The 17,190-nt window shown below is 63.0% G+C and carries 20 protein-coding genes; 3 read left to right on the forward strand and 17 right to left on the reverse strand.

The features are described 5' to 3' along the window. Positions 1–101 precede the first annotated feature (101 nt). On the reverse strand, positions 102–1,358 hold the full coding sequence (umuC, locus tag U8L64_RS10030; RefSeq protein ID WP_333396822.1) for a translesion error-prone DNA polymerase V subunit UmuC: 1,257 nt from the start codon (positions 1,356–1,358) through the stop codon (positions 102–104). Continuing rightward, a complete protein-coding gene (locus U8L64_RS10035) occupies positions 1,346–1,771 on the reverse strand; it encodes a LexA family protein (RefSeq protein WP_138299557.1) in 426 nt (141 codons plus the stop codon). The genes umuC and U8L64_RS10035 overlap by 13 nt, the downstream gene beginning before the upstream one ends. A gap of 100 nt (positions 1,772–1,871) precedes the next feature. Here U8L64_RS10035 and U8L64_RS10040 point away from each other — a divergent pair, with 100 nt between their 5' ends. Continuing rightward, a complete protein-coding gene (locus U8L64_RS10040) occupies positions 1,872–2,561 on the forward strand; it encodes an SOS response-associated peptidase family protein (protein WP_333396825.1) in 690 nt (229 codons plus the stop codon). A gap of 659 nt (positions 2,562–3,220) precedes the next feature. Here U8L64_RS10040 and U8L64_RS10045 read toward each other — a convergent pair. The 4 genes from U8L64_RS10045 to U8L64_RS10060 all read right to left on the reverse strand — a co-directional run bounded on the left by U8L64_RS10045 (position 3,221) and on the right by U8L64_RS10060 (position 5,752). Beyond that, complete coding sequence (locus U8L64_RS10045; protein WP_156714228.1) at positions 3,221–3,490, reverse strand: hypothetical protein; 270 nt, start codon at positions 3,488–3,490, stop codon at positions 3,221–3,223. 33 nt (positions 3,491–3,523) lie between these two features. Beyond that, entirely contained in the window at positions 3,524–4,075 is a 552-nt protein-coding gene (locus tag U8L64_RS10050; protein ID WP_333396828.1) for a lysis system i-spanin subunit Rz, read from the reverse strand. Further along, on the reverse strand, positions 4,072–4,704 hold the full coding sequence (locus U8L64_RS10055) for a glycoside hydrolase family 19 protein (RefSeq protein ID WP_333396830.1): 633 nt from the start codon (positions 4,702–4,704) through the stop codon (positions 4,072–4,074). The genes U8L64_RS10050 and U8L64_RS10055 overlap by 4 nt, the downstream gene beginning before the upstream one ends. A 64-nt stretch (positions 4,705–4,768) precedes the next feature. Continuing rightward, complete coding sequence (locus U8L64_RS10060) at positions 4,769–5,752, reverse strand: hypothetical protein (protein ID WP_333396833.1); 984 nt, start codon at positions 5,750–5,752, stop codon at positions 4,769–4,771. Between the two features lie 415 nt (positions 5,753–6,167). On the opposite strand from U8L64_RS10060, the gene U8L64_RS10065 reads away from it, so the two are divergent. Together U8L64_RS10065 and U8L64_RS10070 are read left to right on the forward strand one after the other, a co-directional pair. Continuing rightward, a complete protein-coding gene (locus tag U8L64_RS10065; protein WP_333396836.1) occupies positions 6,168–6,527 on the forward strand; it encodes a hypothetical protein in 360 nt (119 codons plus the stop codon). After that, positions 6,527–6,796 carry a hypothetical protein gene (locus U8L64_RS10070; RefSeq protein WP_333396839.1) on the forward strand — a complete coding sequence of 90 codons (270 nt, stop codon included), beginning with the start codon at positions 6,527–6,529 and terminating at the stop codon, positions 6,794–6,796. The genes U8L64_RS10065 and U8L64_RS10070 overlap by 1 nt, the downstream gene beginning before the upstream one ends. 12 nt (positions 6,797–6,808) lie before the next feature. Here the strand turns inward: U8L64_RS10070 and U8L64_RS10075 are convergent, their stop codons facing one another. The 11 genes from U8L64_RS10075 to U8L64_RS10125 are packed head-to-tail and all read right to left on the reverse strand — an operon-like array spanning position 6,809 to position 17,146. After that, entirely contained in the window at positions 6,809–7,222 is a 414-nt protein-coding gene (locus U8L64_RS10075; protein ID WP_333396842.1) for a hypothetical protein, read from the reverse strand. Continuing rightward, positions 7,219–8,769: a hypothetical protein gene (locus U8L64_RS10080; RefSeq protein ID WP_333396845.1), complete on the reverse strand. Its 1,551-nt coding sequence runs from the start codon at positions 8,767–8,769 to the stop codon at positions 7,219–7,221. Before U8L64_RS10080 ends, U8L64_RS10075 begins: the two co-directional genes overlap by 4 nt. Positions 8,770–8,790: 21 nt before the next feature. Further along, positions 8,791–9,249: a hypothetical protein gene (locus U8L64_RS10085; RefSeq protein ID WP_333396848.1), complete on the reverse strand. Its 459-nt coding sequence runs from the start codon at positions 9,247–9,249 to the stop codon at positions 8,791–8,793. Positions 9,250–9,261: 12 nt separating this feature from the next. Further along, positions 9,262–9,519 carry a hypothetical protein gene (locus U8L64_RS10090; protein WP_333396850.1) on the reverse strand — a complete coding sequence of 86 codons (258 nt, stop codon included), beginning with the start codon at positions 9,517–9,519 and terminating at the stop codon, positions 9,262–9,264. Next, complete coding sequence (locus tag U8L64_RS10095) at positions 9,516–10,094, reverse strand: hypothetical protein (RefSeq protein WP_333396853.1); 579 nt, start codon at positions 10,092–10,094, stop codon at positions 9,516–9,518. Before U8L64_RS10095 ends, U8L64_RS10090 begins: the two co-directional genes overlap by 4 nt. A 20-nt stretch (positions 10,095–10,114) precedes the next feature. Continuing rightward, positions 10,115–10,732 (reverse strand): hypothetical protein, encoded by a 618-nt coding sequence (locus U8L64_RS10100; protein ID WP_333396856.1) that lies wholly within the window; start codon positions 10,730–10,732, stop codon positions 10,115–10,117. A gap of 12 nt (positions 10,733–10,744) precedes the next feature. Next, the gene (locus U8L64_RS10105; protein ID WP_333396860.1) at positions 10,745–12,379 is read right to left on the reverse strand and encodes a hypothetical protein; all 1,635 of its coding nucleotides are present in this window, start codon (positions 12,377–12,379) and stop codon (positions 10,745–10,747) included. Beyond that, complete coding sequence (locus tag U8L64_RS10110) at positions 12,376–12,810, reverse strand: hypothetical protein (RefSeq protein WP_138299547.1); 435 nt, start codon at positions 12,808–12,810, stop codon at positions 12,376–12,378. The genes U8L64_RS10105 and U8L64_RS10110 overlap by 4 nt, the downstream gene beginning before the upstream one ends. Positions 12,811–12,812: 2 nt before the next feature. Then, entirely contained in the window at positions 12,813–14,504 is a 1,692-nt protein-coding gene (locus U8L64_RS10115; protein WP_333396865.1) for a hypothetical protein, read from the reverse strand. Further along, positions 14,505–15,014: a hypothetical protein gene (locus tag U8L64_RS10120; protein ID WP_333396869.1), complete on the reverse strand. Its 510-nt coding sequence runs from the start codon at positions 15,012–15,014 to the stop codon at positions 14,505–14,507. A gap of 2 nt (positions 15,015–15,016) precedes the next feature. Next, a complete protein-coding gene (locus U8L64_RS10125; protein WP_333396872.1) occupies positions 15,017–17,146 on the reverse strand; it encodes a tape measure protein in 2,130 nt (709 codons plus the stop codon). Positions 17,147–17,190: the final 44 nt, after the last annotated feature.

Genomic DNA, 17,190 nt, shown 5'->3' on the forward strand with positions numbered 1-17,190 from the left:
TTCAACGTTATAGCTGCCCGAGGTGCTACTGCGATGTTACGTGTCGGCTTTGTACTACCGCATGCCTGATTACCTACTTGTTCCATTCGCTCTCCGCGCGCTCACCGCACCACCATCAACTCCCCCCACCGCGTCGTATACCGCTGGCTCATCATCTCGCGCTTCATCGACCACTCCGCCGTGGCGGGGATGCGTCCAAGTCGCACCGTTCCTTTCCCCTCGCGCGCGTTGATCTGATCTACCACAGCCATCAGCCGGTCAGCACCTGGGCGCGGTACTTCGGCGAACAGGTCGCCGGTGAATTCGCCTCGCTGCCGCAAGTCCATCAACAGCACCTCCGCTTTGCTGTAGGCGTACCCAGGCCGGTAGATTGCCTCCAGGCCGCGCACAGCCGCGGCGGCCAGCACGCGGGTGTCATCGGTCGGGTACGGCAGCGGGCAGCTGATGGCATTGGCGTAGCGTGGCTGGTTGGGGTTGTGCATGCCGGTGCGGATGGCCACCTGCAGCGCGCCGGCCAAGCTCTGCTGTGAGCGGAGCTTCTCGGCGGCCTTGGTGACGTAGGCGACAACCGCTTCGCGTATCGGGGCGATGTCGCGCAGGCGACAGCCGAACATCTTCGATGAGCAAATCATCTGCCGCGGCGGTACCGCCTCCTCCAGCTCGAGACAGGAGATCCCGCGCAGCTCGCGGGCGGTTTTCTCCAGCACCACGCTGAACTGTCGGCGCAGCGATGCGGCGTCGTACTGCGCCAGGTCCCAGGCTGTTTCGATACCCAGCGGTCGCAGCCTAGCGGTCAGCCGACGACCAACGCCCCACACTTCGGCTACCTCGGTCATCTGCAACAGCTTGTCCCGTCGCTCAGGGTCGCGAAGGTCGATCACCCCGCCGGACTTGCGCCAGGTCTTGGCCGCCCAGTTGGCGAGCTTGGCCAAGGTTTTCGTCGGCCCAATCCCCACCCCTACCGGAATACCGGTCCAGCGCAGCACTCGCTCACGCGCCTCGTGCCCCAGCGGCACCAGGTCGCCCGTCATCCCTGTCAGGTCGGCAAATACCTCGTCGATGCTGTACACCTCGATTCGCGGAAACATCCCCTCCAATGTCGCCATCACCCGGGCGCTCATCTGCCCGTAAAGCTCGTAGTTGCTGGAGAAGCACACCACGCCCCACTCACGCATCTGGTCACGCCATTGGAAATACGGCGCCCCCATCGGTATGCCCAGGCGCTTGGCCTCGCGCGTACGCGCGATGACGCACCCGTCGTTATTGCTCAGCACCACCACCGGCACGCTGTCGAGCCAGGGCCGGTAGACACGCTCGCACGAGCAATAGAACGAGTTGCAGTCGATCAGCGCGAACATAGCTGGTGCAGATTGTGAGTGGCCACGCCCCATACGTGCAGGGACTCAGTAACGCGGAGCGCGCGGTAATCCGGGTTTTCTGGCTGTAGCCACACGCCCTCCGGCGTCACCTGCAACCGTTTGACCGTCATCCCACCATCAACATAGGCGACAACAATGTGGCCAGGGCGCGCCTCCAGCGCCCGATTCACCACCAGCACATCGCCGTCGTATATGCCGGCGCCGATCATGCTGGGGCCTTCTACCCTTACCAGGTACACGTGCGGCGTACGCAGGTCGACCAGCTCATCGATGGAGAGCGTCACCTCCTCATAGTCCGCTGCCGGCGAAGGGAAACCGGCCGGCACGCGGCTGTCGACGTACTGAAGGAATGTTGACGATGGGCCGAGCTGGCCCAGGAGGGTGGCGCGCATAGTACTGCTCTGCGATTACTGTATATGTGTACAGTAAACCGCGAGCACATCATGCGGTCAATGTAGAGAGTCAGCCATCCGATAGCAGGCTGGAGGGGATATGTGCGGTCGTTTCACGCAGTACCGAACAGCGGTCGAGTACCTGGATGCGCTGCGCTACGACAAACCCATCGAAGGAGGCGTCGACCCGGAGCCTATCAACCGCTACAACGTCGCGCCACGGTCTCGCGTAATGATTTTCTACGAGACGGACACGGGCCTGCGCATGGCCCGCCTGCCGTGGGGCTATCAGCCGTTCTGGGCCGTGGGTAAGCGCCCGCCAGCGATCAATGCGCGGGTGGAGACGGCAGCGACCAGCCGATTTTTCCGGGACATCTGGGCGACCGGCCGAACGCTGGTCGCTGCTGACGGCTGGTACGAATGGGTCAAGGCCCCATCGGACCCGAAGAAAAAGCAGCCCTACTACATCCGCCGCAAGGACGGCGAACCACTGTGGTTCGCCGCATTGGCGCAGATGGACCGTGCCGGCATGACCGATCGCGACGGTGACGGCTTCGTGATCATCACCGCCGATAGCGACCAGGGCATGGTTGATATCCACGACCGCCGCCCGGTCGTACTCGAGGCGGAACGAGCGAGAGAATGGATCGAACCGGATCTGCCACAGGAGCGCGCCGAGGAGATTGTGCGTGACTTGGCGCTGCCGGTTGAGGCGTTTGAATGGTTTGCGGTCGACCGCGCCGTAGGGAATGTTCGCAACGAAGGGTCGGAGCTGATCAGGCCTCAATAACACTCCGCTTGTTTTTCATGTGGCTCAGCGCCACCATCACGCTACAGATCAAACGAGGGACGGATGCAATGGACAACCGTCGAGTATGTCAGTGCTGTGGGCAGAGCATGAACCCAGTAACTGTGCGCTCAAAGGGAATCTATGCGGGCTGGAAGTATGGTGGGTGGCTAGGTGGCGGAGCGATTATTAGCACCCATTGCCCGCATTGCCACGCCGAGAACTGGGACGACCGTAACCGCCCAGTACAGCGATCCCCGAAACAAAAGACGCTGCTGCTTCTCGGTATTTTTCTCGTTATTGCAACTGTATGGGGATGCCTTGATTTGGCGGTCGACCTGGTGACTGACGCGCGTGCAAGCTCGTTCGACACTGTCGCTCAGTGGTGCCTGATCGGCATTGGTTTTTTGATGTACCGGCGGCATCGGATGGTCAAACGAGGTGGCCCATATTAAACGGGCGGTAGACCGGAGCCTTTATGTCGACAGTTACTGGATTTTCGAAGACGACTCCGCCATCACCCGGTCATAGACCTCCTCACAGGTGAGTCTGGTGCTGCGGGCGCAGTCAGCCTGTGCTGCCATTGCCCGACCTGCTGACTCCATCTCGACAAGCACGTCGGCGAACATAGCGCGAACGTCTCCCCGCACCGCCCCCGAGCGCTACCGATCTGTATCGAAGGCGACGACGCCCTCTCCGAGCGGCATCCACTCAGCCTCAGGTGCGCCCGGTTTACAGATTGCGATCTGCGCTTTGGCGCCGACCTTCGGCTCAGCTGGGGAAATGGCGGCGTGGCGATAAGGCGTGTAGTCCGGGGGGCTCATGTAGGAGCTGGCGGACCGATGAAACTCGAAAATGCCGTGCTTGCCGGAGCTGCCAATCTGGCGATCGAGCGTATAGGTCAGGCCCCCGTCCATCCGCAAAAGCAGCATAACTTCCCCCAAGCAAAGCGCCTCATGATACGCCTATTGGCTGCCCTGCTCGGCGTTAACAGCCCGAACGGCCCTCGCCCACTGCTGCAGGTAGGCCAGCTTCTCCTGGTCGCTGATCATTCCGGCTCGGATATCCCAAACAGCTGATCCAGCTGCTGCACTGAGTTCGACGCTGGCTGCATCGCCCACGCGGCCGGCGCTGGTGGCGGCGGACACGACGGCGTCGGCTCGGGCAATCTTGACGTCGATTCGCAGCCGGCGGCGCTCATCATCAGCAGAGCTATACAGGCGCTCAAGGCGATCGTTTTCGGTGAGTGCATGGTTCAGTTTCTCGGTTGATTGTTGGTCGGCGTCGGCCAGGCGCCGCTCAAGGTCCTGCCGGTCGGCCTGTTGCTGGAGGATCATCGCAGCATTCGCCTCGGCCACCTGACGCAGAAACACCTGGTGCTCGACATCCTTCTCGGCCAGCCGCTTGCCGTAGGCGTTGTCCTGCCACTGCCACGCGGCACCGAACGACAGGGAGCACAGCACGAGGACGGCCACACCTGCAGCGGCCAGCTTGTACTGCTTGAGCATGGCGATCATGCGAGCACCTCCTGCCCCGCCCGCCATAGCGCAAGGCGCTGCGGCTGGCCGTGCGTGCCGCCGTTGATGCGGCGGGTGATATCGGTGAAGCGGCCGGCGTCGGCGAGTTCGTTGAGGCCGTTGCTGGCCCAGTACCACGCGGCGGACAACGCGGCCCATTCGGGCTGCTCGAGCAGCTCGGGTTTCGTCAGCAGATCCGTGCCGATGGCATCGCCGCAGGCGCGGTAGTTGTCGCGCCCGGTGAGCTGGATCAGCCCTCGCCCGCGGTAGCGCCAGCCATCGCCGCTCGCCGTCGGCCCATTGCCCAGGCGACCGGCATAGACATGGTTGGCGATGGCCTCTGGCCGGCGCGCCAGCCGCTGCGCCAGTGCGTTCGGCTGCCCATCGGCGGCGCGGAATCGCGCTGGCCAGGTGGCGGCAAGGCCGGCGGCACTGTAGTTGAGGTTCTCCACCAGCCGGCGCAGGTGACCGGATTCATGCCCGACTTGCGCCAGAAAAGCCGCACGCCGTACCGGGCTGTCGATGCGGTAACGGCTCATGGCCCGGTTGAGCGCAGAAACAAAAACGCCCGCGACGGGGCGGGCGTTGGGGAGGATGCGCAGCAACTGCTGCTCAGTCAGTGGCCGCATGGTTTCTCCAGGCGAAAAAAAGCCCGCTAAGAGCGGGCCTTAAAATCGTTTCTCGAAATGTTTATTACATCCGGCTTAGCACACCAGTACGGTCGTTAAGCATGAATGCAGTTCCAGCCGCATCGCGCAAAATGATCTCGTTGCCCGCACGCCCATCCATGTCCGTGACCGAGTCGATGGAATAGTTTCCGCCGGCGATAGGGTAGTCGCGCGAGTATCCTTGGGCATGGGAGATGATGCGGATGAGGCCTTGCATGACCAGGATAATTTCATCTCCAGCCTTACCGTCCGTATCTGCCGTGCGCCCGTAAATTGCCCACGATGAACTCGTGGTAGCTGGGTATTCTTTCAGCCGCGGTGACTTAACCCCACCACTGATGACGTAGACAGTACCGGCGGTTCGGCCTACGACTTCAAGACCCGCTTTCGAATCAAGTTGGGATGTACTAAAGATCGCGCTGTAGCCTTGGAAAGTGAAATCCCTCATCTGATAAGTACGAGGGTCCATCAGTTTCACTCCGCCACCCATATTGATGACCAGATCAGGCCCCGCACTACCTAGGTTCGCTATGCCGAAAAGCGTCCAGGTTCCAGTATGATTGAAGTCGATATCCCTGAAATTTTGAGTCGCGTCATGAATGAACTTAATGCCGCGATAGGTATTGATTACAATCTCCTCGCCTGCCTTATTGTTAAGTTCAATAATGCCAACGATCGACCAAGACATGTTACCTACGGTATAGGTCCGCTTGGTTTGAGTAGCATGGGAGATTACCGCGAGATCGTTACCGGCACGCACCACCAGTTCAAGGCCTGGCTTTCCATCGGTGTCCCTTGCATCTACAAATGACCATGCCAGGTTTCCAATAGAGTAAATTCTCTGGTCCCCGCCTACATCCACAACCCGTATAGACGCTCCATCTTTATATACCGTCTGTTTCTTTCCAGCTCCCTTAAGGTCCCAAGAGCCTAGATATGTAGCAGCCGAACAGACTTGTGAGGCAAGTATGGAAATGCATGCAACCGCAATCAAACTCCATTTCTTCATTACCAACTCCTTTTTTAAGTGAGCCAAAAGTGTAGTTTGCACAATTATTGAAAAATATGATGAAGGTCAGATTTATAACGAAGCGTCATCGCTACCCGACGAGCGGTGGATTAATCCCGCAACAGGGTTAGCCCTATTAACGAATTCGTGGATAGCCAGGTGACGAGTTACTTGGGGAATGTTGCGGGCGTGCTCGGTTCTTGAGCGCGGTCATGGAGAGACTGATGAGTCATGGCACTATGCCACCCCGCCACAGGATCAAGCACGAGCAGCGCACGGCGGGCAAAAAAAAGCCCGCACTGGGCGGGCCTCGGGAGAACCACAGCTACACGAGAGGGCGTGCAGGTAGTGGCGATATGATGTCACTGTTTTGTGATCTGTGTCACAGTTTTTCGTTTGCCGACAGGGAGTCAGGATGAGCTACCAAGGGACCGACCGCCGCCAGTGCACCGCGCTGCGCAATCACATTGACGGACTTCTGGCTGACGGCGCCTCGCTGATCGGTCGAGATCCCGTCAGACTCATCTACAAGCAGCAGACGCTCACCGTTCAGCACGGCATGCTGCTCAGCGAACCGACACCCTCAGAACTTATAGATGCACTCAATGTGCTGGTTGAAGGCGAGGACGGCGCGCGAGCTGCAGCCATCGAAATATGCCTGCGGTACCTCGACAGCGCGCTAGCGCCCTACCCGCCGTTTCGCTACCGCACTCATGAGCTGAACGGGAATGCTGCTGTTGCGGGGTCGTTTTACGAGGATCAGGAATGTCAGTAATGCAACTGCTTTTGATCTCCGCATTTCTGTTTTTGGTTGTGCTGCCGGTGTATCAGGTCATAAACCTGATGCGCCACGATCACCGGCAGAAAAAACGCTGGAAAGCGCTCCCAACCGTGGACGAATACCTCGCGGTCAACAAGAGCACCAGAAACCGGGGTATCTGTTGTTCGAAATGCAATTCGAACCAAATTTCGGAATCCGACGTGTTTGATACCGGAAGCATCCACTATTGCAGGCGTTGCAAGACATCCCTCTATCGCACCTAGATCAGGATTGTGTCAGGCGAACACGACAGCCGCCGACCCCGTGAAGAACCGCGCAGCATTCGCCCAGCGCAGCGTGGTCTTGCCGCCCGATACGGTCAGCGTTGCGTTGCTCTTGTTGTAGGTCACGTTGTTGGCGTCAGCTACGCGCATGGTCGTGAATGGCAGGCTGGCCAGGGTGTAGCTGCCGACGATGACCAGTTCGAGTGAATAGGCGAGCGTCGCTTCGTCCTGCGTCGTGGCCAGTAGGTCGATCTGCCCCGCCGCGCCGGCGGTATTGGTTACGCCGTCGACGTTGGCATAGGCAGGGCTGATCGAGCCGTACACGCCACGACTGTAGCCCGTCGTCAGAGTCTGGTAGGTCGCGAATGTGGCGGTGATGGCGTAGCGGGATGCCACAGGAAACCCCGCCACCACACCGGGCATCATGCTGCCACCGTTTGGCCGATCACGTCCCATGCGTCCGTGGCGACCTTCTTTAGCGTGACCGTCATGCGGGCCGTTAGGCTGAGCGTACCGCCAGACGGAGCGTTGAGAGTTACGCCGCTGGCAGCGGCCAGGGTGATGTTGCCCGAGGCGCGGATGGTGATTTCTGTCCCGATCTCGAACGCCACCGAGGCGTTTGTCGGGACGGTCAGAGTGATGGCACTCGTCGTGCCGGGGCGCACGTAGTTCCAGGCGTCCGTCAGCGCCAGCGTTCGGGTCGTAGCCGTGGCGACGAGGGCCGACTTGTCCTGCTTGGTGGCGGGATTAAAGTTACCACTACTAAAGAACTCAACCCACTCCCCCCAGCTCGACGGCGAGGCATACCCCTGACCCCACATCCTGCGGCCTTGAGTAAACGTCCGGCAATATCCATTGGACCCGCTCCCATCTACCCAATGTCCATTAGCAGCAAGAACACCGTACGAATTGTTCCCCAGGCCAGGGATCTGTAGGCCATCGGTCCCTCCTCTAGCGAACCCGAATACTGTACCTTTTCCAAAATAGTCGGAAGGCGCCCCTGTTTCATAAGGAGTGTTTCTCAAGTCGCGGAATGATCCTAACCCAAACGCCCCAACCGGCATCAGCGCCCCCGCTGTTGTGTCGATCGGGCCGGTCTGCACATTCGCATTCGCCGCAGTGCCTAGCAGGTTTAGCCTCGCCTGAATCTTCCCGAACGCCGCCAGCACGGTATCCGTCGCTACCACCGCCGCTGAGCTGGCCAGGCTTAGCCCCGTCAGCACCGTGTTGCGCACGCGGTGTTCGCTGAAATACAGGTTCGTTGAGCCTTCAACCAGCGCATCCGTGGTCCCTGGAGACGGTGGGATATCTACATACGTTGTGCCGGTCCACCGCCACCAAACGGTAGGGTTCGCCGCGGTGCCCTGGTTGATGGCGATGTAGATTTTTCCGCCCTCGCCGGTGGCGGGGAAATCCTGGCGGGTCGGATACTCCAGCACGTCATCGACGTAGCTCGGCAGCTGGCTGGCCGGGATGCGGGCGAACTGGTCAAGGGTCGGGATGCCGCCAGACACGCCGCGCTCGGTCGTGTTGATCTTGCCGTCGAGCGCCGTTTGTAGGCCGGTGACGGTGCTGATTGCCTGCGTGCCGGTGTGAGTCGTTCGGTCGCGCAGCTGGGCATCCGTGGCATTCGCCGTGGCGCCCGCAGCAATACCGTCCAGCTTGGTCTTCATCGCGCTGGCAGCCCACCAGGCGGCGATGGCCTGGAACACACGCTGCGCGGTCCATGCGCGACGAGTCGTTGCGGTGCCCTGCTCTGCCTCTGCCTGGGTGACTGTCGTCGCCGTCCACTCGCGAGCGTCGGTGAGGCGGCTGTCGTTTGTCGCGATGCCCAGCTGCTTGACGGTGTTGTCGCTGTGCTTGGTGTATAGCTTGGCGTCGGCGGTATTGACCGCCAGTTCGCCAATTTCGAGGTCGGTTGCAAGCGGGACTTTAGCCGCCACGGTCGACTTCTTGGTGAGTACGCGCGCCATATTGATGGGCTCCGAACGGGATTAGAAGGTGCCGCCGTCGACCAACTCGACAGCCAGGGTGACGAAGCCATTGCTGGCGTCTTTGGTCATTGCCATTGAGGCGTTCATGCGAAGCACGCCGTCGGTGCCATCGGTTCCCCACAGGTAACCGGAAGTCCCGCCAGCCACTACGGCGACCTTCTCATCCGCAGTCCCTTCTGGAATGTTCAGCGCGGTCTTGAATGCGTTGAAGGTGAGTTTCTTCTCCTTCTGCCCGGCCGCCTCACTGGCGTCGTGAATGATCAGGAGGTCGGTTGCGCCATCGACCGCGGCAAGGGTTGCCAAGTCATCGATTGCCGGAACGACTGGCAGCTTCGTTGTGGCGTCGGTCGCGACGTGCAGAGTTCCGCGGTCAGTGGTGATCATCGGCTCGCCGGCGAGCATCCCGGAGGTGGGCAGGTTGGCCTTGATGCCGCGTTTCAGCTGAAGACGTGTTGCCATGGGTGTGATTCCTTAATTGAAGGTGCCGCCGTCGATGGTTTGCAGGTCGAGGTTGGCGCGCGCCTCGGCCTTGGCTTGTTCGGTCGTGAGTTCGGAGAATCGGTTGGCTACCTGGAAAAAGTCGCCAGTTGCGGAATTGACGCCGGGCGGCCCCTGCTCGCCAGCCATGACGACGACCGTCTCGGCGTCCGGCTCAAGACCTACGGCGTATTCGGCGCCAGCCTCAATGACCAGCACCTCCGGGTCACCGCAGATTGCAACGGTGCTCATACGGTGACCTCACGACTGACGGTGACGGCTCCTTGCAGGTAGCGCTGAACAGTGCCGTCCGGGAATTGCACCTCGAGGTCATACACGCCATCGGTCCACGCCAGCGCGGCGGTCTGCGTGGCGCTGAGGGTGCGGGTGATCGTGCCCAGGCCGGTGATGGCGAGCGCACCGTTCTCGGTGGTCAGCTCCAGCAGCACGGCGCCGCCGAGCTGGGCGCGGATCTGCATGCGTGCCGTGGCGCCGGTGAGGTCCACGGGCGGCTTGTAGATCAGCTGGCCGCCGCTGGGCGATAGGCCGAAGGCGGACAGCGCGTTGATTTCCAGCGTGGCGGGGTCGATCACCTTCACGCGGTGCGGCTTCTCAGTGCGTGGCGCGCGGTTGACGCCCTGCATGCCGCTCACACCCTCGACCCATACAAGCCAGTCGCCCGGTAGGCCGTGGTCGACGGTGAGGTGCAGTGGCGAGCCGCCGAGCGAGGCGATGGGCCGGTATTCGTAGCGCGGCTGCATCAGCCGCAGGCTGTCGCGCAGGGTCGAACCCTGCTCGATGCGCAGATCGTGTTTCGCTGGCTGCATGGTGACTCCGGCTAGCTCGGTTAAATGGGCCCTGCACTCGGCAGGAAGTCGCCGTAGGCGACCCATCTGTCAATGTCTATGCGCTTGATGGTGATGACGGCGTACGCGCTGCCGGCCTGGACGCTGTTGCTGGCTGAGTCGCCAAACATGAACATGACGAAATCACCGGCCACAGGTCCGCCGAGGATGCTGTAAGCGTCCCATCCGGCGAAGGTGATCTGCGCGCCCTCAGGCCAGGCAACGTCGGCATCCGACGGCACGGTCAGTGCGACGTTGCTGTTGTTCATCATCAAAAATGCCCCCTCGTCGGCGAGCGTGAGCGTGCGCGATGCGCTGACGCGCACGACCGGCGAGCGCGCTGGCGCCGCAGGGGCGGCCAACTGCGCCAGCGTCCCCGCCGTGAGCGAGCAGTAGATGACGCTCCCCTCTGGCCACGCCTGGTCCGTGGTGCCTTCCAGCGCGCGGGTGAGCGTGGCGGTGCCGGCAGCAACGGTGGCGTCGGTGATTTCCCAACGCGTCGGGGTAGTCGCGCTATCAGCCAACGTCAGGCGGTAGCTGCCATCGGGCAAATCCAGCGCGAGCGTGGTCGCACCGGCCGCCAGCGTCACCGGCCGGCTCCAGTTGTTCACGAAATTCATGGTTGTCCTCGGTCAGATCCAGCAGACGGGTTCGGTTTGATCGCGTATCACGGCGCCGGTGGCCGGGTTGTAGCTGCCGTAGTAAGTGCTGCCGGCATTCGTCTCCAAGCCACCGGCATCGATGCCGGCCGGATAGGCGGCAGCCGTGGTGCGGCGAGCGTAGAGGTACACCGCCGTGTCGAAATCGTAGGGGCCGCTCTCGACGAGCAGGCCAAGCAGGTAGTTGCTGTAGCGCCTCGGCGCGACGTTGGTGCGCTGCCAGGCAGTCATGTACATCTCCGCGCCAAATCCGCCGGCAAGCGCCTGGAGGCGCGGCAGGTTGGTGGTCGGCTCCGGCAGCTGAGGGGCCAGCCGCGAGGTGCTGACGTAGGTGAAGAACGGGGTGTTCGCGTCGAACGCCCGCGCCTCGGTGATCGCCCCGGACACGCCATCCAGTGCCCCGCTGCCGGTTTCCGTCCAGCTTTGCGAGGCGCCGGAGGGCGATGCCAGTACGCGGCTCAGTGTCATGGCGTTGCTGCTTGAGCCGCTGATCATCGCAACCACCTCTGCGCCGCGGCGCAAGGCGATGTTCACGGCCCCGGCCATTTGTCCGCTGCGGGTCACTTGGTGAGAGAGGCTGTCTTCCACCACTGTCACGTCACCGCCAGCTTTCGGGTGATGCTCTATGCGCCGGCCGCTGGTGGCCTCCTGCGGGACGGCATTGCCCCCGCTTTCGGTCCAGCTGTAATCGAGGGTCAGCTCCTCGAACCCGACGCCGGCATACCACAGCGCCAGGATGCGGTTGCTAAGGCTGATTTCGTTGTCGGCCGCGAGCCGGTCATAGCCGAACGTCTCGCCCAGCCCAGCCTGGTAGGTGTAGGTGACCTCGGTGTAGTCGCCCATGTCCACGCTGGTTGAGGTGAGGTCGGCCAGTGTGAGCTGCCCACTTCCGCTCCAATTGCTCTGGCGTACAACCGCCGCGCCGAGCGCCTGCGCACGCGTGCGGATTACGGCGAGGCTTGCCGTTAGACCCGTGGCGTCTCCCGCGAGGGTCAGCTCCAGCCAACCCAGAGGACGCTTGCCGATATTGGCGTTGCTGTAGCCCCACTGCTGCACGACGCCATACGGCACGTAGAGCATGAGCAGCGCCCGGCTGCCGTCCGGTTGCAGGTCGCACACGGCGATGCTCACGGTGGCGCTCACCGGCTTGGCCGGGTCGGGCTCGGCCTGGCCAATGTCGGCGAGTGTAGCGGTGAGCGTTTGCGTGCCGGGCATTGCGCCATCGAATTCGCCGAAACGGGTGGCGGTGATGCTCAGCGTGAGCGGCTGCTGCGCCTGCACGGTCGGGTACATGGCCGCGATGTGCCAGCGGCTGCCGTCCGGCGCGCAGTAGATGTAGCCGCCGAGCACCTGGCCGTACAGCTCGAAATCCGAGCCGGCGAGCAGCGCGTCGGTGCGCCAGGTGTAGCCCAGCTCAGTATCGCGCACGGCCTCCTCCGGGCTGCGTACCACATAGGCGGCAGGGCCACGCTGCAGCAGCGTCTGGCCGTAGTCGTCGGTCGTCTCGCCCCACGGTTGTGGGCAGGCGCGGCTGCCGCCGTTGGGCAGGCTGATGCTGCCGTTGCGGCAGAGCCCGCGGTACGGGTTGCCCCAGGTGATCTGCGTCATGCGCTCGGGTCCGCGTAGTCGAATACCACCTCGGCGCCGTTGGCGTCCTGCATCTGCACATGGCGGATGGCAGGCAGCACCAGCAGGCCGTCATTGCTCGGCCAGCCACCGGGCCAGTAGGTGCGCGTGGCTGCGCTGACCTCGGTTACCGGGCTGGCGATGCCGCCGGTGCCGGTGGCGGCCGGCGCCTTGTACGGCGCGCTGCTGCGCTGGGGAGGGATCGAGCCGACCGGGTCGAGGCGCTTGAGGCGAGAGGGCTGGCGTGGCGGGCGGACGATACTGTTGATGTCCTCTACCACCGACTCACCACGGCGCTCTGCCTCAATCTGTCGGCCAATGGCGCGGCGCTCCGCTTCGATCTGGCTGCCGATGTCGCGGCGCGACTGTTCCATCGCGCGGCCGCTGGCGCGGCGCGCATCTCCGAGTGCCATTGCTACATCTCCAGCAGATCGTTAGGAATGCCGACGCGGAACAGCGTGGTCGAGGCCAGCGCAAGTTCGTCGCGGTCGGCGGCGGGTATCTCAGGCGCCTCTAGAGCGAAGCGGCGCGGGTACTGTTCGCCCAGCCCGCCGCCTGACCAGTTGCCCGAGAAGCCGAGCTTTTCTTCGTCGTAGGGCGGATCGGCCAGGCGACCACCGATCTGGGTCGGCAGCACAATCGACGCCCCTTCGCCCGGATCGATCGGCGTAGCGCCGATACGCCCCGGCATGACAATCGGGTCGCTCGTGCCGCCGCCGCGCATGAGCGCGATGCTGAGCGCAGTCGTTGGCGCAGTCGTGGCCGAGCCGCTGGAGAGGTCGAACGTGTCGACCACGCGCCGGCACTTGCCGCGCGCACGCACGCCAGAGCAATCGACTTCCAGGGTGTGGATCAGGTCGATGCCGAGAACCATGCTGGTCGGCACCTGCCAGCTCAGCACGGTTTGCCGGCTTGCAGCGATCAGTTCGGTTTTCGCTTCGTTGACGACCACATCGAATACCGCAGCGCGGCGCGCATCGTCGAACTCATCCTGATAGGCAGTGGCCGCATCAGCCATGTCCCCTTCGGTCCACTCCTCCGCCGCTGCGCTCTCGACTTGCAGCGTGGCGCTCTGGCGCTGGACAACCTGCGTTGCCTCGACTTCGCCGGCGGGTGCGGCCAAAGTGAGCGTGTACGTCTCGGTGACGGTCTGCACCCAACGCCGCCCGCCAGTGATGCCGGTGCCGATGACGAGGTTGTCGAAATTATTGATCCACGGCGAGCCGGTGCCGCACGGGTCCGGGTCACTCAGGGGCGCGGTGACGTAGCTCTCGCTGACTATCGAGAACCCGGCGCCCGTTACCGCACCCTGCACCATGTCAATAGTCGGCAGATCGTGCGCATCCAGCCGCCACTCGCAGAACGACCCCGCAGGCACGAGCCAGGTGTAGTTCTGGTTGCGCTGCCACAGGCGCGAGTAACGGTAGCTGAACTCGATTTCGACGCAGTTCGTCGTGCTCGACAGATCAGACTGCTGCAGCTGCAGTGTCTGGTAGGCCACCGTGCCCTCACCAAACACGAACGCCGGCGCGCCGGCATACCAACTGGTCACGCGCATATCGCCCAGCGGCGAACAGTCCAGACTAACCGGCCGGGTGCTCAGGCGCTCCAGCGCGTAGTCCCAATGGCTGCGCCCCTCGACTTCTTCGAACACATCCGCCGACCAGTAGCCGCCGATCAGCGCATCGATGGCAGTAACCGTCATTCCCTCGACGCGCTGTTGCAGCTGGTCCGAGCATTCGCAGCTCAGCAGGCGGGTGACCGGGTTCCAGTTGGCAATGCTGACCTGGCCAGTGAAGCGCCGCGCCTCGGTTGTCACGCCCTGGCTCGTGGTGATGTAGTCGATGGTTACCGCGCGGCCCTTCCAGTCGGGAGGCACCACGGGCGTGCCGGGCGCGATGAACAGGTCGAAGCCTGCGATCCCCGCGGCGCCCTCCTCCCGGTCTACGGTGACCGTTCCAGTCAGCTGGGCCGTGAGGTTCACGCCGCCGACCAGTACGCGCAGCGCCCACACGAACGACTGCCCGCGCACGATGTATTCGGGTTCAGCGGAAGCGCTCGCCAAGCCGTTCAGCGGCACGGCGTTCAGTGGCGAGGCGTTGAGCATTTAGGTTTCTTCCCAGGTGATGGACCAGCTATGGCTGGCAGTTCCTGAATCCTGCGTTTCGGACGGCCGGCGAGCCTTGACGCTGTAGATCGGCATCCAGCAGACGCGGTAGAGCGCAGCGCCGGCGACGGCCGTTACGGTAGCGACGCCATCGGTGACGCTGCAGGCCGTATTGACCCAGTCGTCGCCGACCAGAGCTTGCCCCCACGGCGCAACGTCAGGCCGTGGCGTGCCGCGCAGGGTGTGCGCGAGGCCTGCCCCGACAATGCTGTGCACCTTCGTCGAGCGCAGCTCAAGCGGCTGGCTGTAGTCCAGGCCGTGAAGCCCCGGCGGCATCCAACCATTGCCGCTGATCGAGCCGGACATGCGCTCCCAATGCGTCATGGTTATCAGCGCGCCGTCGCTCATGCGCAGCGACGTTTCGCCGCCGATGGGTTCCTCGCTCAAAACCGGCGCGCCAGCGTGCAGCACGATCGGCACGCCGCCGAGCATGATTTGAGGTTGTGGCATGTTTAACTCCGGTGGGTGCGGCCGAATTTCTTGGCGGCGGTGCGAATCCTGTCGGCTTGGCCGGCATCGGCGAACAGCTGGAACGTGTCACCGCCGATGTTGAAATCCAGCGAGCCGATGTTGCGCGGCCCTGTGTCCAGGCTCGCAACTGTCCCAACCAGTCCGCCATCGGCAAACCGTGGAATCGGAATTCCGCGGTTGAGCAGGTCCAGCGCGTTCTTGCCCAGCTTGCGCACGGCCGCCGCACGGATGACGTACTCGCCGTTCGAGAGAAGCGCCGGAATGCTGTCGCTGGTTCCGGTGCCGGGGCCGCTGATGTAGCCGCCAGTTGCGTAGCCAGTTGGTTCGGGGCCAGGGTCTTGCAGGGTGTACGGCGTGGTGAAGTCGTACTGAGCACCAACCTGCACGATGATCTCGCGCTTGGCCAGCGCATCCAGCGCGGACTGCACTTGCGCCAGCGCGGCGTCGTCCATCTTCACGCTGACCGGCATGTCCTGCAGCGTGGCGGCTGCCGACTTGAGGTCGATCATTTCCTGCTTGATCTCGGCGATCTTCTGCTCGGCGCGGCTCTGCTCGATGTCGTTTGCGGCCAGTTCAATGTCGCGCAGTTCGCCGATGAAGCCCTCGAATCCGTAGGTGTTGGCACCTGCGGCGCGGAGTTCTTCCAGCATCCTCAGCGCGGCCTGCGCCTGTGCCTGCGCGCCCTCCACGTCACCGGCCTGTAGCGCCTGCCGAGCGCCTACCTTCAGCGACTGAGCCGCCCCATAGGAGGCCTCGCCGCCAGAGTTCATTCCGGCAAGCGCTTCCTGGTAGCGCTGCTCGATCTTGATTCGCTCGTCGCGAGCCTTCTGCAGCTCTCCGTTCGCTTTCTTCTCGGCAGCGACCAAGTCCTTGCCGGCCTGCTCTGCGGCGGAAACCATGCGCTCCTGCTGGGTTTTCAGGTCAGCGATGTACTTGTTGCGGGCGCTGATTTCCTGCTGTCGCTCCGCTTCGGCCTGTGTCGCGGCTGTGGCTGCCGCCGCGCTCAGTTCGGCATTCATGCCTGTCTGCTGCTCGACGATGGCGTTGCGAAAGGCCACCAGCGCCTCGCGCTTGGCCTTCAGCTCCTCTTCGCTGAACCACATGCCAGCCAGCGTGGTGTTTAGCCCTGTGCCGGAGAGGCTTCGGTCGATATCAGCGATTTCCTGATCGACCTGATCCAGCTCGGTGACCATGCCAGCCGCATTCGCGGCAACGAAACCGATCCGCTTGCCCAGGTCGACAAACTCGGATGCGCCATCTACAGCGGTGCCGGCGAGCGTCGCCAGCGCAGATGCCAGTCGAACCAGATTATCAATGACGACCGGGTCGCCAAGTGTCTCGCCGAGGCTGTTGATTGCGTCGATAAGCGGCTGCACATCGGCCTGACCGATTGCTTCGTTCCACTTGTCGGACAGCTCCGTCATGGCTCCGCCAACCGTGGCTGGCAGCGATTCAGCTTCGGATCGCAGCGTGCCGAGCTGCTCGACCAGCGCAGTGGTCACTACGTCAGCAGTCAACAAGCCCTGCGCCGCCATATCCTTCAGCGCGCCAACCGGCACATCCAGCGAATCCGCCAGCGCCTGCATGAGGCGCGGCGCCTGTTCTGCCACGCTGTTGAACTCGTCGCCACGCAGCGCGCCGGAGCCAAGGGCCTGGGCGAACTGGATCACGCCGTTCTCGGCCTCCTGAGCGCTGGCGCCGGAGACGCGGAACGAGGTGGCGACAGCCTCGGTAACCTTGAGAATGTCGGCCTGGCTGCGCCCCGCCTCTTTCAGCGGCCGGCTGATGCGCTGGTACAACGTCGCCAGCGATTCCAGCGGGGTCTGCGTTGCCGCTGCGATGCGCCGCAGCTCGCCCTGCGCGGTGTTGAATTCTTCCTGCGAGCCTGTTGCCAGTTTCAGCCGCGCGTTCATCAGGTTGTAACTGTCGGCCGCATTGGCGATGCCACGCACCGCGCCGGCAATGGCAGACACGGAGAACACACCGACCAGCGCCTTGCCTGCTGCGGCGAGCCTGCTGTTCATGGTTTCGATCTGGCCGTTGACCTCGTCGAACGCGCGCTTGGTGTTGTTCTTGCCGTCGATGACCAACTGGGTCTTGACCTGGGCCATTTAGGCGAACTCCTTGAGCAAGCGTTTGAAGTCTTCGGGTTTGG

It is taken from the genome of Pseudomonas sp. FIP_A4, assembly GCF_036701605.1.
In the GTDB taxonomy this organism is placed as follows: Bacteria; Pseudomonadota; Gammaproteobacteria; order Pseudomonadales; family Pseudomonadaceae; genus Stutzerimonas; species Stutzerimonas phenolilytica.